General features: G+C 67.2%; 15 protein-coding genes. 11 read left to right on the forward strand and 4 right to left on the reverse strand.

The features are described 5' to 3' along the window. The first annotated feature begins 11 nt into the window (after window positions 1-11). From rluD to BMY12_RS05285, 11 genes are all read left to right on the forward strand, one after another. Window positions 12-1,004 carry a 23S rRNA pseudouridine(1911/1915/1917) synthase RluD gene (rluD, locus tag BMY12_RS05235; protein ID WP_093282992.1) on the forward strand — a complete coding sequence of 331 codons (993 nt, stop codon included), beginning with the start codon at window positions 12-14 and terminating at the stop codon, window positions 1,002-1,004. Window positions 1,005-1,009: 5 nt separating this feature from the next. Beyond that, entirely contained in the window at window positions 1,010-1,765 is a 756-nt protein-coding gene (gene pgeF, locus BMY12_RS05240; RefSeq protein ID WP_093283234.1) for a peptidoglycan editing factor PgeF, read from the forward strand. Window positions 1,766-1,891: 126 nt separating this feature from the next. After that, a complete protein-coding gene (locus BMY12_RS05245; RefSeq protein ID WP_177188851.1) occupies window positions 1,892-3,328 on the forward strand; it encodes a DUF1329 domain-containing protein in 1,437 nt (478 codons plus the stop codon). 65 nt (window positions 3,329-3,393) lie between these two features. Next, the gene (locus BMY12_RS05250) at window positions 3,394-4,395 is read left to right on the forward strand and encodes a YCF48-related protein (RefSeq protein ID WP_177188852.1); all 1,002 of its coding nucleotides are present in this window, start codon (window positions 3,394-3,396) and stop codon (window positions 4,393-4,395) included. A gap of 24 nt (window positions 4,396-4,419) precedes the next feature. Further along, a complete protein-coding gene (locus BMY12_RS05255) occupies window positions 4,420-7,260 on the forward strand; it encodes an efflux RND transporter permease subunit (RefSeq protein ID WP_093283000.1) in 2,841 nt (946 codons plus the stop codon). A 612-nt stretch (window positions 7,261-7,872) separates the two neighbouring features. Further along, the gene (locus BMY12_RS05260) at window positions 7,873-9,249 is read left to right on the forward strand and encodes a TolC family outer membrane protein (RefSeq protein ID WP_177188853.1); all 1,377 of its coding nucleotides are present in this window, start codon (window positions 7,873-7,875) and stop codon (window positions 9,247-9,249) included. Between the two features lie 306 nt (window positions 9,250-9,555). Further along, complete coding sequence (locus BMY12_RS05265; RefSeq protein ID WP_093283004.1) at window positions 9,556-11,874, forward strand: HlyD family secretion protein; 2,319 nt, start codon at window positions 9,556-9,558, stop codon at window positions 11,872-11,874. Next, window positions 11,874-13,355, forward strand: coding sequence for a hypothetical protein (locus BMY12_RS05270; RefSeq protein ID WP_093283007.1), 1,482 nt, complete (start codon window positions 11,874-11,876; stop codon window positions 13,353-13,355). Before BMY12_RS05265 ends, BMY12_RS05270 begins: the two co-directional genes overlap by 1 nt. Beyond that, the gene (locus BMY12_RS05275) at window positions 13,352-14,233 is read left to right on the forward strand and encodes a sulfotransferase (RefSeq protein WP_093283009.1); all 882 of its coding nucleotides are present in this window, start codon (window positions 13,352-13,354) and stop codon (window positions 14,231-14,233) included. The genes BMY12_RS05270 and BMY12_RS05275 overlap by 4 nt, the downstream gene beginning before the upstream one ends. Window positions 14,234-14,663: 430 nt before the next feature. Then, window positions 14,664-15,848, forward strand: a complete 1,185-nt coding sequence (locus BMY12_RS05280; RefSeq protein ID WP_436278857.1) for an efflux RND transporter periplasmic adaptor subunit — start codon at window positions 14,664-14,666, stop codon at window positions 15,846-15,848. A gap of 142 nt (window positions 15,849-15,990) precedes the next feature. Then, on the forward strand, window positions 15,991-19,167 hold the full coding sequence (locus BMY12_RS05285) for an efflux RND transporter permease subunit (protein WP_093283014.1): 3,177 nt from the start codon (window positions 15,991-15,993) through the stop codon (window positions 19,165-19,167). Between the two features lie 144 nt (window positions 19,168-19,311). Here BMY12_RS05285 and BMY12_RS05290 read toward each other — a convergent pair whose 3' ends face one another. The 4 genes from BMY12_RS05290 to BMY12_RS05305 all read right to left on the reverse strand — a co-directional run bounded on the left by BMY12_RS05290 (window position 19,312) and on the right by BMY12_RS05305 (window position 23,025). Continuing rightward, window positions 19,312-20,205 carry an alpha/beta hydrolase gene (locus BMY12_RS05290; RefSeq protein ID WP_093283017.1) on the reverse strand — a complete coding sequence of 298 codons (894 nt, stop codon included), beginning with the start codon at window positions 20,203-20,205 and terminating at the stop codon, window positions 19,312-19,314. 112 nt (window positions 20,206-20,317) lie between these two features. Beyond that, window positions 20,318-20,839: an NADPH-dependent FMN reductase gene (locus BMY12_RS05295; protein ID WP_093283019.1), complete on the reverse strand. Its 522-nt coding sequence runs from the start codon at window positions 20,837-20,839 to the stop codon at window positions 20,318-20,320. 333 nt (window positions 20,840-21,172) lie between these two features. Next, a complete protein-coding gene (locus BMY12_RS05300; protein ID WP_093283021.1) occupies window positions 21,173-22,324 on the reverse strand; it encodes an AI-2E family transporter in 1,152 nt (383 codons plus the stop codon). Further along, window positions 22,324-23,025: a VIT1/CCC1 transporter family protein gene (locus BMY12_RS05305; RefSeq protein WP_093283236.1), complete on the reverse strand. Its 702-nt coding sequence runs from the start codon at window positions 23,023-23,025 to the stop codon at window positions 22,324-22,326. Before BMY12_RS05305 ends, BMY12_RS05300 begins: the two co-directional genes overlap by 1 nt. Window positions 23,026-23,028 lie beyond the last annotated feature (3 nt).

Consider the following 23,028-nt stretch of genomic DNA (forward strand, 5'->3'; position numbering starts at 1 on the left):
GAGTATAGCCGATGAGTTCACAGCGTCCCGAAAGCGACGAGGAAGAAGACCTGCTGCACAGCGCGGAGGTTCCCGCGGCGCTGGCCGGCGCGCGTCTGGACCTGGTCTGCGCCAAGCTCTTCGACAGCTGGTCCCGCTCGCGTCTGCAGAGCTGGATCGAGGCCGGCCGCCTGCGCGTCAACGGCCAGGTGGTGGAGAAGACCCGAACCCCGCTCAGTGCCGGCGACGTGCTGGAGCTGCTGGCCGAGCCCGAGGCCGACACCCGCGTGCTGCCGCAGGACCTGCCGCTGGACGTGGTGCATGCCGATGCCAGCATCGCCATCATCAACAAGCCGGCGGGCCTCACCGTGCATCCCGGCGCCGGCCAGGCCGACGGCACCCTGCAGAACGCGCTGCTGCATCACTTCCCGCAGACCGCGGCCGTGCCGCGCGCCGGCATCGTGCATCGCCTGGACAAGGACACCTCGGGCCTGCTGGTGGTGGCGCTCACGCTCAGCGCGCACCACAAGCTGGTGGACGAGCTGGGCCGGCGCGAGTTCAAGCGCGAATACGACGCCATCGTGCAGGGCGAGCTGATTGCCGGCGCCAGCATCGACGAGCCCATCGGCCGCCATCCGCGCGAACGCCTGAAGATGGCGGTGGTGGACAAGGGCCGTCCGGCCGTCACCCACTATCGCGTGCAGGAGCGTTTTGCGCAGCACACGCATCTGCGCGTGCGCCTGGAGACCGGCCGCACGCATCAGATCCGCGTGCATCTGGCGCACATCCGCCGGCCCATCGTCGGTGATTTCCTCTACGGCGGACCGATGCGCGGCGCCGGCCTGCCCACCGCGCTGCGCGAGCTGCTGCAGAACTTCCCGCGCCAGGCCCTGCACGCGCGCGAGCTGGGCCTGACCCATCCGCGCAGCGGCAAGCCCGTGAGCTGGACGGTGGAGCCGCCCGAGGACATGCAGGAACTGCTGCGCGCCCTGCGCGCGCATGCCCGCGAGGCCGGTCAGGCGTGAGCGCGCTGGCGCCGCTGCTGGCTCAGTGGCCGGCGCCCGCGGGCATCCACGCCCTGCAGACCACGCGCGCCGGCGGCGTCTCGCCGGCGCCGTATGACACGCTCAATCTCGGCGGCAACACCGGTGACGAGCCGGCGCATGTCGCCGAAAACCGCCGCCGTCTGCGCGAGCAGCTGGGTCTGCCGTCCGAACCGCTGTGGCTGCGGCAGGTGCACGGCGTGACCGTGCAGGAGGCGGTGAACATTGCCGCTGAGCCGCCCTGCGCCGACGCCGCCTGCACCACGCAGGCCGGCGTGGTCTGCGCGGTGCTCACCGCCGACTGTCTGCCGGTGCTGTTCTGCAGCGACGACGGGCAGTGGCTGGCCGCCGCGCACGCCGGCTGGCGCGGCCTTGCGGCCGGGGTGCTGGAAGCCACGCTGGCGCGTGCCTCGCGGCCGCCGGCGCGCCTGCTGGCCTGGCTGGGCGCGGCCATCGGTCCTGCGCACTTTGAAGTGGGACCGGAAGTGCGCGCGGCCTTCGTGCAGGCCCATGAGGAAGACGCCATGGCCTTTGCGCCCGGACATGACGGACGCTGGCAGGCCGATCTCTATCAGCTGGCGCGGCTGCGCCTGGCGCGCGCCGGAGTGTCGCGGGTCTACGGCGGCGGTCTGTGCACCTACGCCGACGCGCAACGCTTCTATTCCTTTCGTCGCGCTTGTCATCGGCAGGCGCCGGAGACCGGACGCATGGCCACGCTGATCTGGCGTGCTTTGCCCGGCTGACCTTCCGACGCTGCGCGCTGGCAATGACGCCCCTTTCAACAGCCGACTACACTTGAATCCATGATCCGTCGCGGAGGAGACAGCGGCGCCGCTCGCAGCCACAGGCGCAGGGCAGCCGCATCATTTTTGAGCCTCATCACGCTGGCCGCTTTGCTGGGCGGCGCGAGTGTGGCTGCGCAAGCGCCGGCCGCCGCCGGGCCGCAGGCCGAGACGTCTGCGCCGCCGCAGGCGGAGCCGGATGTCGATGCCTTGCCGGATGAGGAACAGACCCCGCCGCCCAGCGCCGAGCCGCCCAAGCCGGTGCCGCTGACGGTCTACGGTGCGCAGGCCACCGGCAATGATGCGGGCAGCATTCCAGCCTGGAGCGGCGGCCTGAGCGCGCCGCCGTCCTGCTGGCGTGGTGCCGGCAGCCGCTACTGCGATCCTTATCCCGAGGATCAGCCGCTGTACGTGGTCACCGCCGATAACCTGGCGCAATACGCGGCGCTGCTCAGCCCCGGTCAGCGCGCCCTGTTCGCGGCCTATCCCAAGAGCTGGCGCATGCGCGTGTTCGCCACGCGCCGCAGCTTTGCCAATCCGGCGCGCATCTATGCCGCCACCGAGCAGAACGCCGGCAAGGCCGTGCTCGATGGCGATGTGCTGAGCAAGGCCGGCGAGGGCGTGCCCTTTCCGCAGCCGGCCAACGGCGCCGAAGTCATCAGCAATCACCGCCTGCGCTACCGGCCGCTGTACAGCGAGCGCCAGGCCGCGCAGTTCGCGGTCGAGGCCAATGGCGATTACCTGCAGGTGGCAGTGCGCGAGCTGCAGCGCTTCGCCTACGGCGCGCCGGCTTATGCGCTGGACAAGGCCAAGGGCATGCTCAGCCAGCTGGCGCAGATCATCGAGGCGCCCACGCGCCTGGCCGGCAGCGCGATGCTGATCGCCGACATGGCGCAGCCGCAGGAGATGGCGCGCAACAGCTGGCAGCGCAGCCCCGATGAAGGCAGCATGCGGCGCGCGCCCAATCTCGCCTACGACACGCCGGGCCAGGCCAGCATGAGCCTGCGCAGCAACGATCAGATCGACAGCTTCTTCGGCCCCACCGACTATTACGACTTCAAGCTGCGCGGCAAGCAGGAACTGCTGGTGCCCGCCAACAGCTATGCGCTGCACGACGGCAAGCTCTCGTATCACGACATCGTCGGGGCGCATCACCTCAATCCGGAGCTGCTGCGCTACGAGCTGCGCCGCGTGTGGGTGGTGGACGCCACGGTGCGGCGCGGCCTGAGCCATTCCTATCGTCACCGGCGTTTCTACGTCGATGAGGACGGCTGGCAGATCCGCATCGTCGACAACAGCGACGAACACGGCGAGCTGTGGCGCCTGCAGGAGGCGCACACGCTGATGGCCTATGACCAGCTCTATGAAATGCCGGCGGCGCTGACCGTATACGATCTGCGCGACCGCCGTTATCTTGTCGAGGCGCTCAACAATCAGGAGCCCGAAGTGAGATATCCGGATCTGGAGCCCGGGGACTTCAAGCCATCCGCGATCTCGCGACGTAGCCGGGAACTGCAGAAGTGATGCGAAACGACGTTCATCCACGGGGCCGCAGCCGCGGACCTCATGCGTCAGTTGCTGGGGGATACATGCACAAGAACAAGCCGGGTCGCGCGTTCTGGCGCCGGACACTGCTGGCCTTGCTGTTGGGCAGCGGCGTGTCGCTGGCGCTGGCGCAGGACGAGGGTGGCGCGGGCAAGCCGCTGATCAAGCCCAGGCCCTCGGAGATTCTGCCGCTGACGCCCAAGTCGCTGCTGCTGGACATCGTGCGCAACGATGGCCGGCTGTTCGCGGTGGGCGAGCGCGGTGCCATCATCGTCTCCGCCAATGGCCGCGACTGGGCGCAGGTGCAGGTGCCGGTGCGCGCCACGCTCACCGCCATCGCCTTTGCCGATGCGCGCAATGGCTGGGCCGGTGGCCATGACGCCAGCATCCTGCACACCAGCGACGGCGGCCGCAGCTGGACGCTGCAGAACTTCAAGCCGGATCTGGAAAAGCCGGTGCTGGATCTGCTGGCGCTGGACGCGCAGCACGCCATTGCGGTGGGCGCCTACGGCCTGATGCTGAGCACTGCCGACGGCGGCCAGACCTGGAACGAGGTCGATACCCTGGGCTTTGATCCGGACGAGCTGCATCTCAACGCCATCGCCAAACTGGCCAATGGCGATCTGTTCGTCGCCGGCGAGCAGGGCCTGCTGGCGTATTCCACGGACCAGGGCCAGACCTGGACGAAGCAGGAATCGCCGTACGAAGGTTCCTTCTTCGGCGTGCTGCCACGCGGCGCCAGCGGCGCGCTGATCTATGGTCTGCGCGGCAATGTCTATGTCAGCGAGGACGCCCGCAGCGGCAAGTGGACGGCGCTGGACACCGGCACCGTGGACTCGATGTTCGGCGGCGCGCAGCTGGGCGAGCGCGATGTGCTGGTGGGCCTCAATGGCGCGATTCTCGTGGTCGCCGCCGACGGCAGCGTGCAGCGCCTGCGCGCAGAGGCCGGCACGCCGCTGTCCGGCATCGTCGGCGTCAATGGCAATGAAGTCCTGGCGGTCGGCGAGTCCGGCGTGCAGGGCGTCAAGCTCAGCGCGCATCCCTAAAAGCATTCCAAGCGGGCGAATACCATGACCGAGAACGCACACGGCTCCGCCGAGCTGACCCGCACGCAGCGCATCCTGCGCGCCATCGAGCCGCTGATCTACGCGCGGCGCACCCTGACCATGGCCATCCTGGTGGTGGCGACGCTGCTGCTGGCCTGGCAGATGGTGCAGATCCGCCGCGACGCCGGCTTCGACAAGTCCATCCCGCTCGAGCATCCCTACATGCAGGTGCTCAAGCAGTACATGGCCGAGTTCGGCGGCGCCAACACCGTGCTGGTGGCGCTGATCCAGAAGGACGGCAAGGGCGACATCTACAACGAGAAGTTCCTGCGCTCACTCAAGCAGGCCACCGACGAGCTGTTCTTCCTGCCCGGCGTGGACCGCTCGCGCGTGTCCTCGATCTTCACGCCGGACGTGCGCTACATCGAAGTGGTGGAAGGCGGCTTCTCCGGCGGCAACGTGATCCCGGCCGACTACGCGCCCACGCAGCATTACTTCGACGTGGTGCGCGCCAATGTCGGCAAGGGCGGCCACGTGGGCCGCTATGTCGCCAAGAATCAGGACGGCGCGATGATCTACTCCGAGCTGCTCGAAGTCGATCCGGTCACCGGCGAGAAGCTCGATTACGAAAAAGTGGCGCGCGGCCTGGAGGAAAAGCTGCGCGGCCACTTCATGAACCCGAAGAAGTACATCTACAAGCTCAAGAAGGACCAGGGCCCGCTCAAGGCCGGCAGCGTGGTCGGCGAGGGCTATGTGGACTACGGCTGGAAGCTGGCGCTGCAGAGCTTCGAGGTCGCCGATCCCAAGGGCGGCGAGGGCGCGCCGCCGATCAAGGTCTCCGGCACCCAGGTGAGCTATGACACCGTGGACAACCCGGACTACAACCCGGATCTGTCCGTGCACATCGTCGGCTTCGCCAAGGTGGTGGGCGATGTCATCGACGCGACCATGCAGGTGGTGCTGTTCTTCCTGCTCACCCTGGTGATGACGCTGATTCTGCTGTGGCTGTACGTGGGCAGCTTCAAGCTCGCGATCCTGCCGCTGATCTGCTCGGTCACCGCCGTGATCTGGGAGTTCGGCCTGCTGCGCCTGATGGGCAAGGGCCTGGACCCCTTCGCGATTCTGGTGCCCTTCCTGATTCTCGCGGTCTCGGTCAGCCATGGCGTGCAGTACGTCAACGCCTGGGTCGGCGAGATCACCATGAACCGCCGCAACAGCTTCGACGCCTCGCTGGAGACCTGGCGGCGTCTGGCCATCTACGGAACCATGGCGATCATGACCGACGTGGTGGGCTTCGCCCTGATCGGCCTGATCCCCATCGACATCATCCGCGAGATGGCGCTCAACGCCACGCTGGGCATGGCCGCGATCATCATCACCAACAAGGTGATGATGCCGATCATGCTCACCTGGGTGGACATCGGCGATCCGGTGGCCTTCCAGGACAAGCAGGACAAGCGCGACAGCGTGTTCGATCCGCTGTGGCGGCTGATCTCCAACATGGTCAGCCCCAAGCCGGCGATCGTCGCGATTCTGATCGGCGCGGCGCTGTTCGGCTGGAGCCTGTGGAAGGGCGAGGGCCTGCAGGTGGGCGACAGCCAGGCCGGCGTGCCGGAGCTGCTGCCGGATTCGCGCTTCAACCAGGACATGGCGGCCATCAACCGCAACTTCACCATCGGCACCGACATCTTCAAGATCGTCGCCGAGATGGACGCCGACTCCTGCGTGCGCTACGACATGATGGAGCAGATCGACCGCTTCGACGCGCACATGGAAAACACCGTGGGCGTGCAGGGCATCCTCTCGCTGCCCTGGGCGGCCAAGCAGGTGAACTCGGCGTTCTCGGAAGCCTCGCCCAAGTTCCGCGTGCTGCCGCGCAACCAGCAGGTGATGGTGCAGGCGATCACGCCCATTCCCACCTCCTCGGGCCTGCTCAATGCCAATTGCTCGGCGCTGGCGGTGTTCGTGTTCACCAAGGATCACACCGCCGCCACGCTGGAGCGCATCGTCGAGAAGACCAAGGCCTTCAACGTCGACAACGCCAAGGAGTTCTACGAGACGCATCCGGACGTCAACGACAAGTACTGCGCCGACAAGCTGCAGGCGCGTCGCGATGTCGGTGCCGCGCGCGTCAAGCTCGACAAGTACGTGGAGAAGCTCAAGAAGCAGAAGCACGGCATCGGTGAAAGCGAGCTGCAAGCCGACAAGGCGGTGCAGGCCCTGCAGAAGGATGCCGATGCCGCCAAGGAGAAGTTCGCCAGCTTCGACAAGGCCTGCCCGGTGAACTTCGCGCTGGCCACCGGCAACGTCGGCGTGATGGCGGCCACCAACGAGGAAGTGCATCGTCTGGAGCGCCCGATCCTGTACATCGTCTACGCCGGCATCATCGTCTGCGTGTTCCTGTCCTTCTTCGAGTGGCAGTCCATCGTCTCGATCATGCTGCCGCTGGCCCTGGTCTCGTTCATGGCCTATGCGGTGATGACCATTCTCGGCATCGGCATGAAGGTGGCCACGCTGCCGGTGGTGGCGCTGGCCGCGGGCATCGGCGTGGACTACGGCATTTACGTCTACGCCACGCTGGCCGATGCGGCGGCGGGCGGTTTCAAAATGCGCGATGCCTACTTCAAGACCCTGAAGCTCACCGGCAAGGCGGTGGTGTTCACCGGCATCACCCTGGGCATCGGCGTGGCCACCTGGCTGTGGTCGGGCCTGCAGTTCCAGCGCGACATGGGCAAGCTTCTGGTGTTCATGTTCACCGCCAATATGTTCGGCGCCATCCTGCTGCTGCCGGCCATCGCCTCCTTCCTGATCAAGCCCAAGGAACTGGCGCCCGGCGAGGAGCCGGTGTTCAAGCCGCGACACTGAAGGGGCGGGTGCGGCCAGACTCCGGAGCCCGGATGACAGACGTCATCCGGGCTTTTTCGTCCAGGGGCGTGCATCATTGCCGCGCTGGACACGAGCAGGCCCCGGGTCGGGAAAGCCCTGACATCGCGCGACGGGTTTTTCGCGCGAAAATCCGACGCGACAAGCCCCACAGGCTTGCTCATAATGCAAATCTATTAGATAAGAACGTTTTCTTCGCCGGAGGGGACTCGCTTAGGGTTTGTTGACATTCACTTTGCCCACTGCGTTGCTGCCGCAAATCACGCCAGGCAAGGCGCGAAACGCAGGCTTTGGTGGTTCCAAAGCCAAGTTTCGCAACGCCGCATGGCGTGATTTGCGGCGCAACCCGAAGGGACGGGGCCGTTTTGCCGCGGGGCGGCGTTGGCAGCCGCTTGCTTGGAACCACCAAGCGGCGCGTCTGCCGCCTTGCCCTGCGGCAAAACGACCTCCGTCGCAGCGGGCAAAGTGAATGTCAACAGACCCTGGCGAAGCCGGCGGCGAGCTCTGCTCCTGAGGGTGATAATGTCTTCGCCATCGATGTCATCGTCACGGCGGACGCGCCGCTTTTCGTTCGGCCGCTGCTACAAGCTCTGGATGTCCACGGCGTTGCTGGCCGGCAGCTGTGCCGTGGCGGCGCAGACGACGGAGCCGGCAGCGACGGCGTCCGACGCCGATCTGCTGTCGATCAGCACCGAGGCCCTGCAGCTCAATGCCGCCTATCAGTCGGCGGTCAAGGCGTACGAGGCCGCGCAGGAGCTGGTGCCGCAGGCGCGAGGCCGGCTGCTGCCGCAGCTTTCCGCATCCGGTGCCTACGACTGGCAGCGCCAGCACGTGGAGGGCACGCTGTTCGGCTTTCCCGGGGTCGACAACACCGACACCTTCGGCCGCTACTACTACGGTGCGCAGCTCACCCAGGCGGTGTTCAAGCCGCAGCTGTTCTACGGGCTGTCCACGGCGGAGCTGAAGGTCAAGCAGGCCGAGTACTCGCTCAGTGCCGCGCAGGATGCCTTGCTGATCGAAGTGGCGCAGACCTATTTCGGGGTGCTCGGCGCCCGTGACGCGCTGTTCGTGGCCAAGGCCAAGACGGTGGCCGTGCAGGAGCAGCTGGATCACGTCAAGGCCCGTGCCGACGCCGGGCTGGCGACGCTGGCCGACGTCAAGACCGCGCAGGCCTCCTATGAAATCACCGCCGCCGATCTGGCGGACGCGAGCAATACCCTCAGGGCCGCGCAGATGCGCCTGGAGGCGATCACCGGCAAGAGCTACGCCAAGCTCAAGGTGCTGCCGGACGAGGTGCGGCTGACACCGCCCAATCCGCTCAACGAGCAGGACTGGGTCACGCGTGCCGGCACGCAGAATCCCTCGGTGCTGGCGCAGCAGGCGGCGATGGAGGTGGCCAAGGTCGAGGCGCGCGCGGCGCGGGGTGCCCGTTATCCGCAGATCGACCTGGTGGGCGCCGCCTATGCGCTCAACAGCGACGACAGCGGCAGCGGCATTCCCGGCAAGCGCCGCGAGGATGACGAGCGCATCGGCCTGCGCATGAATGTGCCGCTGTTCTCCGGCGGCACGGTGAGCGCCACCATCCGGCAGGCGGATGTCCTCAAGGAAAAAGCGGTGTCCGACGTGGAAGCCACGCGCGCCCGCGTCACCCGTGACACCCGCATCGCCTATCTGATCGCCTCCACGGGACTCACCCGCGTGCAGGCCCTCAAGCGCGCGGTGGAGGCGGCGGTGGACGCCGAGCAGAGCGCGCGCGCCGGCTACGAGTCCGGCACCCGCAACAACACCGATGTGCTGGACGCGGTGGAGAAGCGCTACGGCGCCGAACGCGACTACGCCGCCGCGCGCTATCAGTTCCTGATCAATTCCCTGCGCCTCAAGCAGCAGGCGGGCAATCTGCTCACCGCCGATCTGGCGCAGATCAATCAACTCCTGCAGGACAGCATGCTGCCGCTGGCGCAAGTGCCCTAAGAACTTATCCGTGAATTACGTACGCTTGCGTTGCTGCCGAAAATCGCGCCGGGCAAGGCGCGAAACGCAGGCCTTGGCCCAAAAGCGATTGACGGGGCCAAGGCCAAGTTTCCCAACGCCGCGCGGCGCGATTTTCGGCGCAACCCGAAGGGACGGGGCCCCCGGTGGACTACTGGGGCCGCAGGGCGGCGTTGGCAGCCGCTGGCTTGGAATCACCAAGCGGCGCGTCTGCCGTCTTGCCCTGCGGCAAAACGTCCTCCGTCGCAAGCGCGGGCAATTCACGGATAAGTTCTAAACGCGACGCGCATGTACACGAGTCGTTATCGCAAGCTGCAGGTGGCGCGTTACAGCGCCTTGCCGGACGGCGGCCAGGAGCTGGCCGGCCCGGATCCGCAGCAGGCGCCGCTGCGCGTGACGGCGGATCACTACCGCATCGCGCAGATGTTCGACGGGCGCAGCAGCGGCGAGGCGATCTGCGCGCGTGTCGAAGCCGAGTTCGGCACGCGGCCCTCGCGGCGCGCGCTGGAGGCTTTCGCCGCGCAGCTGGCGGTGACCGGCGTGCTGCTGGCCGGCTATGCCGAGCCGCTGCCGTCGGTGACGCTGCTGGAGCCGCAGCTCGATACCCGCGTGGACCCGGCGGACAGCGGCCCGCTGCTGCCGTCCACTGCGCCGGGTTCACTGACCGGCCCGGGCCTCATGGACGGCCTGCTGGAGATCGTCACCGACGCGCGCCGGGAGCAGAAGCCGCCGCTGCTGCAGCTGCAGCCGCGCCTGTGGGTGGCGTGCGGACGTCTGCTCAACTGGCCGCTGCACAGCCCGCTCACTGCCCTGTTGTTCGTGGCGCTGCTGCTGGCGCTGGTGTTCGGTCTGCAGCAGCACTATCTGCGCGGCGCCGTCTCGCTGTTGCTGCTGCGCAATCCGCTGCATCTGCTGATTCTGCTGCCGCTGGCCTGGGCCGTGCTGCAGAGCTTCAGCGCGGCGGCGCGTGCGGCGGCGGTGGCCGACTTCGCCGGCGTGGCGCCGGCCATCGAGCTGCGCCTCAACGAGCTGCACATTCCGCATCTGCGCGTGGACACCAGCGGCCCGGTGGAGCGCGCGCCGCTGGCGCAGCGCCTGCGCATCATCGGCAGCGGCCTGTCGGCGATGGGCGCGCTGATGGGCGCGGGCATCTTCTGCTGGTTTCTCAGCCACAGCACCCATCCGCTGATTTCCGCCTACAGCCTGGCCTGCGCGGTGGTGGGCGCCGGCTTTCTGCTGTTCCGGCTCAATCCGCTGGTGCGCCGCGACGGTTACTTCCTGCTGGCGCAGTGGGTGGGCATCGCCGATCTGCGCGAGCAGGCCGGCGCCGCCTGGTTCAACTATCTGCGGCGCGGCTGGGTGGCGCAGAAGCGGGTGCTGCCGAAGAACGTGCTGCGCCTGTACTGGGTGCTGGTGGGCCTGTACTTCGCGGTGCTGATTTATTTCTGGTCGCTGTCGTTGCGGCTGTTCCTGCGACATTACGGCGGCGCCGGTTTTGTCTTGTTGGTGGTCATGGGGGTTATCGTGAGTCAGACGTTCAAAACGACGCGTGAGGGCAGCAACCTGGATCTGGGCGCCGTCAAACGCAAACCCTGGTACAAGCGGCGCGCGGCCTGGCTGGCGCTGGCTGCCATCGTGGCGGCGGTGCCGTATCGCTACGATCCTTCCGGTGACTTCCTGGTGCTGCCCGGTGCGCGCGCCGATGTCCGCGCGCTGATCTCCGGCGACGTGCGCGAGGTGCTGGTCAAGGAAGGGCAGGCGGTGCAGGCCGGCGAAGTGCTGGCACGGCTCTCCGATGATGAGGAGCGCGCCGCAGTGGCCAGTGCCAAGGCCAAGCTCGCCAAGCTCAATTCCGATCTGGCGCTGGCCGGCAAGGGCGGCAAGGCTGAAGAAGTCAGCGTGGCGGAGAGCGCCGTGGAAACCGCGCGCAAGCGCGCGGAAGTGTCCGCCGAGCAGGCCGCGCGCCTGGCCGCCGCCTACAAGCGCAACTCGGTGACCGCGCAGGAATACGAGCGCATGCGTGGCCAGGCCGATATCGACAAGCGTTCGCTGGAGGAGGCGCGCAGCCGCCTGAATCTGGTGCGCAGCGCCGCGGCCTCCGATGTCATCGCCTCGATCAAGGCGCAGGTCGGCGAGGCGCAGGCGGCGCTGGATTACGCGCAGACACAGCTGGAGTACACGCAGATCAAGGCGCCCATCGCCGGCCGCGTGGTGTCCGGTTCGCTGCAGTTTGCACTGGGTGCTTATCTCAATCGCGGCGATCAGCTCGCCACCATCGAGAGCACCGAGCAGCGTCTGGCCGAGGTCAAGCTGCCGGAAGCCGGCATCGATCAGGTGCAGGTGGGCAAGTCGGCCTGGGCCAAGGTCTGGGCGTTTCCCTCCAGCAGCTTCGGCGGCAAGGTGCTGAGCATCGCGCCCAATGCCGAGGACGGCCCTTACGGCAAGGTGGTGCGCGTGCAGGTGGAGCTGCAGGACCCCGATCATCGGCTGCTGCCCGGCATGACCGGCAATGCCAAGCTGCAGGGTCACTGGTATCCGGCGGCGGTGGTGTTCACCCGCGCGCTGGTGCGTTTCTTCCTGGTTGAAGTGTGGTCCTGGATTCCGTAATGAGCGCGAGCGGTCAGTCACTGCTGCGCGAGGACTTCCGCCTCACCGGGCCCAATGGCTTCGGTGATGGCTGGAACCACTACGCGCACAGCATGGCCTGGTTCCGCAACCGCCTGTACGTGGGCACCACGCGCGCCACCATGGCGGGCCTGAAGCTCAGCGTGCCGCTGCCGGACATGAAGCCCTGGCCCATCGAGTGCTCGGAGGATCTGTACTCGCTGCCGCGCTGCGCGGAGATCTGGGAATACACGCCCGAGACCACGCAGTGGCGTCTGGCCTTCCGCTCGCCCACGGTCACCGGCGTCAACGGCCGCCCCGGCGTGCCCAGCTACGTGGGCTATCGCGGCATGACCGTGTTCCAGGCGCGCGGCGATGCCGAGCCCTGCCTGTATGTGGCCACCTGGTCGCCGCATCTGGCGCATTCGCCCGATCTGTTGCGCACCGAGGACGGGCAGACCTTCAAGCCGGTGAAGCGTCCGCCGTTCAATCCCACGGTGCGTTCCTTCCGTACCGTGCAGCCCTTCCAGGGCCGCGTGCATCTCTCCGCCACCGCCACCGGCACTGCCAAGGGCTTCAATCAGGACCTCGCCTCCGAAGCGGTGATCTACTGCGCCGACGATCTGCTGGGCGACAGCTGGAAAGCGGCCAGCGCCGACGGCTTCGGCAACAAGAACAATTCCACCGTGTTCGAGATGACCGTGTACGACGGCCATCTCTACGGCGGCACCGCCAACCCTTACACCGGCGGCGAGCTGTGGCGCACGCGTGGCGGCTCGCTGCCTTATGAATGGGAGCCGGTGATCACCGAAGGCGCCGACCGTGGCGTGCACAACGAAGTGGCCGGCACGCTCTGCGAGTTCAAGGGCGCGCTGTATGTGGCCCTGGGCGTGATCAACGGCGGTTATCACCGTGCCTTCAAGATCGGCCCCGCTGCTGCGGAGATCATCCGCGTGTGGCCGGACAAGAGCTGGGATCTGATCATGGGCGAGGCGCGGCAGACGCGTCAGGGCCTGAAGTATCCGCTGTCCGGCATGACGCCCGGCTTCGACAACATCTTCAACGGCTACGTCTGGCGCATGCATGTGCACGATGGCTGGCTGTACGCCGCGACCATGACCTGGGCCATGCTGCTGCCGTTCCTGCCCACCTACGCCTGGCCGCCGGATGTCAGCGCCGTGCTGCGTCGCTGGGGCGTGAACCGCCTCACCGAAAGCGCCGGCTTTGAACTCTGGCGCACCAACGACGGCATCCACTGGGAGCCGGTGACGCGCGACGGCTTCGGCAACAAGTACAACTGGGGCGGACGCACGTTTGCCTCCACGCCGCACGGCCTGTTCGTGGGCACCGCCAATCCCTTCGGGCCGCGCAGCGCGGTGCTGCGCGACAATCTCTGGCAATACGTCAACAACCCGCGCGGCGGCTGCGAAATCTGGCTGGGCAGCAAATCGCACGTGCACGAAAAACTGCTGGGTGAGGCGTGAGACCCATCGTCATTCTCGCCGCGCCGTTCTCCGGTGCCTCCTGGCTGGCCGGTGTGCTCGGCACCCTGCATGGCGCCTGTGCCGTGCCGCAGCTGTTTCCGTATCTGGCCGACAACTGCGGCGAGCTGATGGAAATCTTCCGGCTGGGCCAGGACGAGCACGGCGACGGTCTGCTGCGTCTGGTGGGCCAGCTCTACTGCGGCGGCCAGGACAGCGCCGCCATCGCCCGCGCGCAGCAATGGCTGCAGGCCCGCGAGCAGCGCAGCGTGGCCGAGGTGCTGGATGAAATCGCCGCCACCGTCGCGCCCGAGCGCCTGCTCTACGCCGACTGCGAGACGCCGCTGCGGCCCATCTACACGCGGCGCCTGCTGCGCATGCATCCCGAGGCCGATCTCGTGCATCTGGTGCGCCATCCCTGGTCGCAAGGCTGCCGCTTCGCCGCCTGGCTGCGCGAATGCATCTTCGTGCCCACGGACTTTCGCGACTATGCGCTGTTCCCGCCGTGCCCCGATCCGCAGATCGCCTGGCTGCGCGCCAATGAAAACATCGAGCGCCTGATCGCGCAGTGGCCGGCGGATCGCGTGCACCGCGTGCGCAGCGAGGATCTGGACCACGATCTGCAAGGCAGCGTGGACCGGCTGGCCATGCGTCTGGGCCTCAGCGGACGCGTGGGGGATCCCTCACGCTGGCCCTACGCACAGCGCGGCTGCCGCGAAGCCCCCGGCGGCCTGGAAGCCGATGTCTGGGCCGATATTCCCGAAGCGGACGAGCGGCTCGCCACGCAGCTGAGCATGAGCGCACCGCTGCCCTGGCGCCCCGATGGCGCCAGCTTTGCCGAAGAAGTGAAGGCGCTGGCGCGCCGCTACGGCTACGAATAAGCACTGGGCCTCAAGCATCCGGTCGCCGTACATCCGGCACCGGGATGTGCCGACGCAAATCAGGCGCGCTTGAACGAGCGATTTACGCGAGCGCAGAAAAGCCGCGCCTTCCCGAAGTGACATGCAAATGTCACGGACGAGCTGTTACATCACCTCGTAGGCGTAAGAACTTATCCGGGAATTGCGCGCGCTTGCGCTGCCGCCACTCGCCTTCTTTCACCGGCGTCTCTTGACAAGAGATGTTACCGATCAGTAACGTAATCGAACGTTACCGATCGGTAACGCAAGCGGCTTCTTCCCGTTCCGGCGCAGACTTTGACTGGATGGCAGGGGAAAACCGCAGCCCATTCCCCTGTGTGCTCCCCCGGGCACACCGCTTGCCGGAGACGCGCGCATGAGTTCGCAAGCCCGTTCCTTCATCGACCGCGTCATGAATAATGCAGTCTTCGAGCTGCTGCCGTTGGCCCTGTCGGTGCTTGCCGCCGCCGGCCTGTCCGCCTGCCAGTCTCAGGCCGATGCCGCGCCGGCACCCGCGGCGACGGAAGTCACGGTGCGTGCCGCCGTGCAGCAGCAGATCGTCGATTGGGATCACTACACCGGCCGCTTCGAAGCCGCGCAGCGTGTGGAGCTGCGGCCGCGTGTCACCGGCTATATCGACCGCATCGCCTTCGATGAAGGCACGATCGTCATGAGAGGTGAACTGCTGTTCCAGATCGACCCGCGGCCGTACCGGGCGCGGCTTGATCAGGCCGAGGCCGAACTGGCGCGCGCCCTGGCTCAAAGCGAGCTTGCCGAAAGCGAATCGGCCCGCGCCAGGGATCTCTGGCAAGAGCACGCCATCTCCAGGGAACAGTATGACGCGCGGGTGAGCAATCGCGGACAGATGACGGCCGGACTGCGCGCCGCGCGCGCCGCCGTCGAAGCGGCGCGGCTCGATCTCGATTTCACGCGCGTCACTGCGCCGATCGACGGCCGCGTTTCACGTGCCGCCGTCACCGCCGGCAACTACGTGGCAGCCGGCCAGACGGTGCTGACCTCGGTGGTCTCCGTCGATCCGATTTACGTCTACTTTGACAGCGACGAGCAGAGTTATCTGAAGTACGCGGGGCAGGCGAGCCGGGGCGAACGGCTGAGCGAGCGCGAAGCTGCGCTGCCGGTGTTTGTCGGTCTCGCCAACGAAGACGGCTTTCCGCATGCCGGCAGGATCGACTTCATCGACAACGCGCTCGATCCGCAAACCGGCACGATCCGCGCGCGCGCCGTGCTGCCGAATCCGGACGGCCGCTTCACGCCAGGTCTGTTCGCCCGCCTGCAGCTGGTCGGCAGCGGTCGCTACGCGGCGACGCTGCTCGACGAGCGCGCCATCGGTACTGATCAGAGCAGGAAATTCGTCTATGTCGTCAATGCGCAGAACAAGGTCGAGTATCGCGCGGTAGCGCTGGGCGGCGTCCACGACGGCTTGCGCGTGATCCGCAACGGCGTGAAACCCGGCGAGCGCGTGATCGTCGCCGGCCAGCAGCGTGTACAGCCTGGTGCCGCCGTCACTGCCAGGATCGAAGCCGCGCCTCAGCCAAGCGCCGATGCGCGCGAGGCAACGGCTTTCGCCGTCAATTGAACGGATGCGTGGACGGGTGTTGCCGCCGCCTGCGCATTGACACCATGCGCTGGTGTCGCGTGGTCGGGACGGCATCGCGGAATGGTTTTATCGCAGCGTGCTTGGCGATGACGGTGTGCGCAGAGGACTTCCAGGGCTTGCCATGAAACTGACTCACTTCTTCATCGAGCGGCCGATTTTCGCCGGTGTGCTCTCTTTCCTGGTCTTCGTCGCCGGCCTCATCGCGGTCTTCCGTCTGCCGATCTCCGAACTGCCGCAGGTGGTGCCGCCGACCGTCGTCGTCACCGCAAGCTATCCGGGCGCCACGGCACAAACGCTGTCCGAGACGATTGCGACGCCGCTGGAGCAGGAGATCGTCGGTGTCGAGGACATGCTGTACATGAATTCGCAGGCGCAGCAGGACGGCACCTTGCAGCTGACGGTGACCTTCAAGCTCGGCACCGATGTGGACCGCGCGCAGGTGCAGGTGCAGAACCGCGTCGCGCAGGCGCTGCCACGCCTGCCGGAAGAAGTGCGCAACGCCGGCGTGACGACGCGCAAGAGTTCGCCAAACCTGACCATGGTGGTGCATCTGTACTCGCCGGACAGCCGTTACGACGGCCTCTATCTGCGCAACTATGCCGTGATCCAGGTGCGCGACCGTCTTGCGCGCCTGCCGGGCGCCGGCGATGTACGCATCTTCGGAGCCGGCGACTACGCCATGCGTCTGTGGCTCGATCCGCAGAAACTCGCTGCGCGCGATCTCACCGTCGATGACGTGGTCGGAGCGGTGCGTGAACAGAACGTGCAGGTTGCGGCCGGTAGCGTCGGCGCGCCGCCGCTGGACAATAATCCGGCTTTCCAGCTGGCGATCGACGCACGCGGCCGTCTGCAGGACGAGCGCCAGTTCGGCGATATCGTGATCAAGACTGGCGCCGACGGCGAGCTTGCGCGCCTCTCCGACGTGGCACGCATCGAATTGGGCGCGGGCGAGTATGCACTGCGTTCGCTGCTGGATAACCGATCGGCGGTTGCGCTGCCGGTGTTCCTGCAGCCGGGCGCCAACGCGCTCGAACTCGCCGACGGCGTGCGCGCGACGATGGCCGAGCTGAAGAAGCAGTTTCCGCAAGGTGTCGACTATTCGATCATCTATGATCCGACGGTATTCGTGCGCCAGTCGATCCACGCGGTCATCGAAACACTGCTCGAAGCCCTGCTGCTGGTGGTCCTCGTCGTGGTACTGTTCCTGCAGACTTGGCGCGCGGCGCTGATTCCCATCATCGCCGTGCCGGTCGCCATCGTCGGCAGCTTCGCGGCGATGTCCGCGTTCGGGTTTTCGATCAACACGCTGACCCTGTTCGGGCTGGTGCTCGCGGTGGGCATCGTCGTGGACGACGCCATCGTCGTGGTCGAGAACATCGAGCGCGGCATTGCTGAAGGTCTCACGCCGCGCGCGGCGGCGCACCGCTCGATGGACGAGGTGGCCGGGCCTATCATCGCGATCTCGCTGGTGCTGTGCGCGGTGTTCGTGCCGCCGGCCTTCGTCGGCGGCTTCAACGGCCAGTTCTACCGGCAGTTCGCGCTGGTGATCGCGTTCGCGTCGATCATCTCGGCCTTTAACTCGCTGACATTGTCGCCGGCGCTCGCGGCGCTGCTGCTGCGCCGGCATGACGAAGCGCCGGATCGTCCGCAGCGCGTCATCGACGCCGCGCTCGGCTGGCTGTTCCGCCCGTTCAATCGCGCGTTCGCCATGGGCGCCGGGGGATACCAACGCGGCGTACGCAAGGTGTTGCGACTCACCGCGCTGAGCCTGCTCGTCTACGGCGGGCTGGTGCTGCTGACGGGCATCGGCTTCGTGAAAGCGCCGGACGGATTCATCCCGTCGCAGGACAAGGGCTATCTGGTGACCGTGATCCAGCTGCCGCCGGGCTCATCGATCGAGCGCACCGAGGCGGTCGTCAAGCGCGTGGGCGAGATTGGCTTGACACAGGCCGGCATCGAACATGCCGTACAGTTCCCAGGACTGTCGATCAATGGCTTCACCCGTTCCTCGGATGCGGCGGTGGTGTTTTTTCCGCTCAAGGACTTCAACGAGCGCGGGAGTCTGCGCGGTCCGCAGATCGCCGCGCAGCTGAACCAGAAACTGGGTCAGATCGATGACGCCCTGGTGATCGCGGTGCTGCCGCCGGCCATTCTCGGCCTCGGCACGTCCGGCGGCTTCAAGGCGCGTCTCGTCGATCGCAGCAATGCCGGGCCGGCCGCGCTGTACGACATGACGCAGGCTTTTGTCGGCAAGCTGCGGCAGACGCCGGAGCTGGCGCGCGTGTTCTCGACGTATGACGTCAATGCGCCGCAGCTGTACGCCGATATCGACCGCGTCAAGGCCAAGCGCCTGGGCATCGATCTCGACACGGTGTTCCGCACCATGCAGATTTATCTCGGCTCCTATTACATCAACGACTTCAACGAATTCGGCCGTACCTTCCGCGTCATTGCGCAGGCCGATGGGCATTACCGTGGGCAGCCGCAGGATGCGCTGTTGCTGAAGACGCGCAACGCCGAAGGCGAGATGGTGCCGCTCGGTTCGATCCTGAGGCTCAAGGAAACCTTCGGTCCGAACATGGTCGAGCGCTATGACGGCTTTCCCAGCGCCGACATCAACGGCGGTCCGGCGCCGGGCTACAGTTCCGGGCAGGCAATGGCGGCGCTGGAGCGTGTCGCACGGGAAGCGCTGCCGCCAGGGGCGGGGATCGAATGGACGGAACTGGCATTGCAGCAGATCGGCGCGGCGCAGGCGCTCGCCATCGTGCTGCCGATCGCCGTGCTGTTCGTGTTCCTCGTGCTCGCCGCGCAGTACGAGAGCCTGGTGTTGCCACTGGCGGTGATCCTGATCGTGCCGATGACGCTGTTGTCGGCGCTCGCCGGCGTCTTCTTGATTAAGGGCGAGATCAACATCTTTACGCAGATCGGCCTGTTCGTGCTGGTGGGCCTTGCCGCGAAGAACGCGATTCTCATCGTCGAGTTTGCGCGCGAACTGGAGTCGCGCGGCATGGCGACGCTGGAGGCGGCTCTGGAGGCTTGCCGCCTGCGTCTGCGGCCGATCCTGATGACTTCGTTCGCCTTCATCTTCGGCGTGCTGCCGCTGGCAGTGGCGAGCGGCGCCGGCGCCGAGATGCGCCAGGCGATGGGTATCGCGGTGTTCTTCGGCATGATCGGCGTGACCTTCTTCGGCCTGTTCTTCACGCCGCTGTTCTACGTGGTGCTGCGCCGGCTCGCGCAGCGCCGCGCGCCGGCCGCTCCGTCTTCGATGCACGTCGCCGAAGCCGAAGGCTCGCGCTGAATGACAAACTGCACGGCAGGATGACGGCGGCGGCGCGTGAGCCGCCTTCCCATCAAGCTCGGCTCCGGCCTAGGTCCGGTGATCCAGCCTCGGCCATCGTTAGGCAAAGCTTGCCATGGTGAGGCCAGAGCTTGAGGAGGTGAGTCATGCCGGCAGAGGGCTGCCCAGCGCATCTTTCAAGAAAGCCAGCTGGTCCTCGATGATGGTGCTGAACATCGGCTCCACATAAGGCTGGAAGTGCCCCGTGTCATAGCGCTTGAGCGTGACATTGCGCAGGCCGCGTGCGGCGGCGATGGCGGGCGCAGCCGGCGTGGTGAGGTCGCGGTCGCCCACCTGCAGCAGCACCGGCATCTTCAGTTTGCGCAAGGCCGTGACCGGCGAATACAGACCGATCTGCAGGGCAAAGCGCGCCGACACGCGGCGGTCCAGCACCTGCCCCGCCGGCATGAGATTCAGATAGCCCTCCGACTCGCCCGGCGCCGTCATCAGCGCCAGCTCGCCGGGCCCGCCGCTGGACGGAATGTAATGCGGCGACAAGCCGACGATGGCGCGCGCCAGGTCATAGCTGCCATGCAGCGAGAGCTGCAGGATCTTGCCCAGGCTGTTCAGGCGCAGCGAAGCCGGCCCGCTCAGATGCGGCACCTGCGCAATCACCGCCGCGATGTTCGCAGCCTCGGACGCCACCTTCAGTACATGTCCACCGCTGAGCGAGGAGCCCCACAACACCACGCGGCCGGCATCCACGCCCGGCAGCGTGCGCGCGTACGCGATGGCGCGATGCCAGTCCTCGTGCTGCAGCCGGATATCCAGCAGCTGGCGCGGTTCGCCCTCGCTGTCGCCGAAATGGCGGTAGTCGAACACCAGACAGGCATAGCCCGCCGCGCAGAAGCGCTCCGCGTAGGCGTCCAGGCGCATCTGCCGCACCGCGCCCAGGCCGTGCGCCAACACCACCACCGGCGCAGGCGTCTGGGTGGCAGGCTGATAGAACCAGGCTGCGCAGCGCAGGCCTTCCGAAATGAAGCTGAGCTCGCTACGCATGGTCTTCCCCGAGTGCTGGATCAAAGCGCGTTTTTACCACAGGCTGCTCGGTTCGCTCACCTCGCCACCGGCTGCGCCGAAGGCACCGCGCAACCAGGGCGCAGCCGCCGCCTCAAGCCCGCACCGCGTCCAGCAACTGCCGCAGCGCCTCGCTCAGACGCTGCGAGATTTCGGGCGAGTGCACCATGCCCTCCGCATCGAGTCCGGAGCCGAGCACCGGTACGGTGAGGGACGCGGGCTCGATCAGGCGCGCCGACATCGTGCGCAACACCTCGCGCAAGGCAGCATCGGCATGCTGCGCGCGCGGCGAGGCGTTCAGCACCGCCACCGGCTTGAACGCAAAGCGCTCGTCGCTGACCAGCCAGTCGAGTGCGTTTTTCATGACGCCGGTGATGCCGTGCGCATATTCGGGGCTGGCAATCAGCAAGGCATCGGCCTGGGCCACCGCGTCACGAAAGCGGATGACGCTACCCGGCGCCGTCGGCTCAAGGTCGGGATTGAACAGGGGCAAATCGCCCAGCCCCGTGTAGATCTGCAGGCGCGTCTGCGCAGGCATCAGGCGCGACGCCGCGTGCAGCAAGGCGGTGTTGAAAGACGCGGCGCGCAGGCTTCCGCAGAGGCCGAGGATGTTCATGTCGGGGGTGAGTGCTGGCTGTGTTCGCTGCTTTGGTGTTGCCTCTGTGAAGTATGAACGACTGAACATCGCTGCTTGAATCCTCGGCATAGCGGCAGCCTGTGTCCATGACACGCCGGCAGTCGGGTCGGATACTGCAGCCACGGCGGCTTACGGCGCTATCGCGCCTAACCCGCCCTATGGACGAAGCACTGCCGGCGCGGCCGGGCAGAGTCATGGTGCGCAAGGGGCTCTTGGCGAGCGCAGATGAAGATCGGCGCAGCGCCGCTCGCCACGCCATGCGCCGGCATGCGGCCGGCACGAAGACACGGCGGGACCGGATCGCTGCGGGCTTCAGTCGCCGGCGTCTGGCGACGCTGGGATCGCGTCGGCGGTCTGGCTGCGGGTCTGCCAGATCTCCAGCAGCACCCGCGTCACGGTGAGGATCACCGGGCCGAGGATGAGGCCTGCCGCGCCGAACAGCAGCAGCCCGCCCACCAGTGAGATGAAGGCGAGCACGGTGTGCAGCTTGAGCCGCCGGCCGATCAGGATCGGACGCAGCAGATTGTCGATGGTGCCCACCACCATCAGGCCCCACAGGATCAGAATCAGCGCCTTGCCCGGACTGCCTTGCAGCGCCAGGAACACGGCGGCCGGCAGCCACACGACGAAGGCGCCGAGCATCGGCACCGCGGCCAGGATGCTCATCACCAGGCTCCACAGCAGCGGCGCCGGCAGATCCAGCCACCAGAACATCAGACCGCCGAGCAGGCCTTGCGCGAGGGCGACCGCGAGCGTGCCGTAGACCGTGGCGACGATGGTGTCGTCCACGCGCAGAAACAGATGATCCATTTCGGCATCGCGCAGCGGCAGCAGCCGGCGCATCGCGTGCAGCGCGCTGTGGCGGTCGCGCAGGAAGAAGAACAGCAGATAGAAGCTCAGGCAGAAGCCCAGCAGCTGGTAGGCCGAGCCGCGCACCAGGGGGCCTGCGGCCGCCGTCAGGCGACTGCTCAGGGTGGCGACGGCGCCGGCCACATCGATGCGCTGCTCCACCCAGGCCACCAGCGGCATCAGACGCGGCTGGGCTTCGATCAGACGCTGCCATTCGCCGGACTGGACCTTGGCCTGCACCAGTTGCGCGCCGCTGATCAGCTGCATCAGCAGCTGCTGCACGACGAAGCTGCCCGGCACCACCACGATCAGGGCGATGATCAGCAACGAGAACAGCGCGGCGAGTCCCGGCAGTTTGAGCAGGGCTTCGAGACGGCGCTGCAAGGGCGCGAACAGCACGGCCAGCGCCAGCGCCCAGCTCGCGGCCGGCAGGAAGGGGGCGGCCAGGGTGTAGCACAGCGCCAGTCCGCCCAGCGTGAAAAACATCAGCGACAGCGTGCGCAGCCGCCGGTGCCAGGCGGCGTCCTCTGCTACCGGCGGGCTACCGCTGGCAGAGCGCGGCGCGCGCAGGCTCAATGCGGCATTCGTTGCGGCGCGCTTCGCATGGTCGGCCATCAGGGCGCGGCGCCGAACAGCGAGCCCACGCCCGCCGTGCTGGCGATGGCCAGCGCGCCCCAGAACGCGACCCGCAAGGCGCCGCGGCGCAGATCGGCGCCGCCGATCCTCGCGGCCACTGCGCCGAGCACCGCGAGAAACAGCAGCGACATCGCGCACAGGATGATGAGCGCCCCGCTCGCAGGCGCCAGCACGATGACCAGCAGCGGCAGCGCCGCGCCCAGGGCAAAGCTCAGGGCCGAAGCCAGCGCCGCCTGCAGCGGTTTTGCCGCGAGCGCTTCGTGAATGCCCAGTTCGTCGCGCGCGTGCGCGCCCAGTGCATCGTGCGCCATCAGCTGCGTCGCCACCTGATCGGCCAGCAGTGCTTCCAGGCCACGGCTGCGGTAGATCGCCGCCAGTTCGCGGCGCTCGCTGGCGGGATCGTCGTGCAACTCCGCGCGCTCACGCGCCAGATCGGCGTGCTCGGTGTCGGACTGCGAATGTACCGACACATATTCGCCGGCGGCCATCGACATGGCGCCTGCCACCAGACCGGCGATGCCAGTGATCAGCACGCTGTGCGCGCTGCTGCCGGCCGCCATCACGCCGGCGAGCAGGCTGGCGGTGGAGACGATGCCGTCATTGGCGCCGAGCACGGCGGCGCGCAGCCAGCCGATCCGCGCCGTGCGATGACGCTCACGATGCGATCGGCGCGATGGCATGCG

It is taken from the genome of Solimonas aquatica, from assembly GCF_900111015.1.
Lineage (GTDB): Bacteria > Pseudomonadota > Gammaproteobacteria > Nevskiales > Nevskiaceae > Solimonas > Solimonas aquatica.

Excerpts from the sequence above, each read along its gene's own strand:
- rluD (WP_093282992.1), top strand. The coding sequence starts at position 12 with ATGAGTTCACAGCGTCCCGAAAGCGACGAGGAAGAAGACCTGCTGCAC.
- BMY12_RS05250 (WP_177188852.1), top strand. The coding sequence starts at position 3,394 with ATGCACAAGAACAAGCCGGGTCGCGCGTTCTGGCGCCGGACACTGCTG.
- BMY12_RS05255 (WP_093283000.1), top strand. The coding sequence starts at position 4,420 with ATGACCGAGAACGCACACGGCTCCGCCGAGCTGACCCGCACGCAGCGC.
- BMY12_RS05260 (WP_177188853.1), top strand. The coding sequence starts at position 7,873 with ATGTCCACGGCGTTGCTGGCCGGCAGCTGTGCCGTGGCGGCGCAGACG.
- BMY12_RS05265 (WP_093283004.1), top strand. The coding sequence starts at position 9,556 with ATGTACACGAGTCGTTATCGCAAGCTGCAGGTGGCGCGTTACAGCGCC.
- BMY12_RS05270 (WP_093283007.1), top strand. The coding sequence starts at position 11,874 with ATGAGCGCGAGCGGTCAGTCACTGCTGCGCGAGGACTTCCGCCTCACC.
- BMY12_RS05280 (WP_436278857.1), top strand. The coding sequence starts at position 14,664 with ATGAATAATGCAGTCTTCGAGCTGCTGCCGTTGGCCCTGTCGGTGCTT.
- BMY12_RS05285 (WP_093283014.1), top strand. The coding sequence starts at position 15,991 with ATGAAACTGACTCACTTCTTCATCGAGCGGCCGATTTTCGCCGGTGTG.
- BMY12_RS05290 (WP_093283017.1), bottom strand. The coding sequence starts at position 20,205 with ATGCGTAGCGAGCTCAGCTTCATTTCGGAAGGCCTGCGCTGCGCAGCC.
- BMY12_RS05295 (WP_093283019.1), bottom strand. The coding sequence starts at position 20,839 with ATGAACATCCTCGGCCTCTGCGGAAGCCTGCGCGCCGCGTCTTTCAAC.
- BMY12_RS05300 (WP_093283021.1), bottom strand. The coding sequence starts at position 22,324 with ATGGCCGACCATGCGAAGCGCGCCGCAACGAATGCCGCATTGAGCCTG.
- BMY12_RS05305 (WP_093283236.1), bottom strand. The coding sequence starts at position 23,025 with ATGCCATCGCGCCGATCGCATCGTGAGCGTCATCGCACGGCGCGGATC.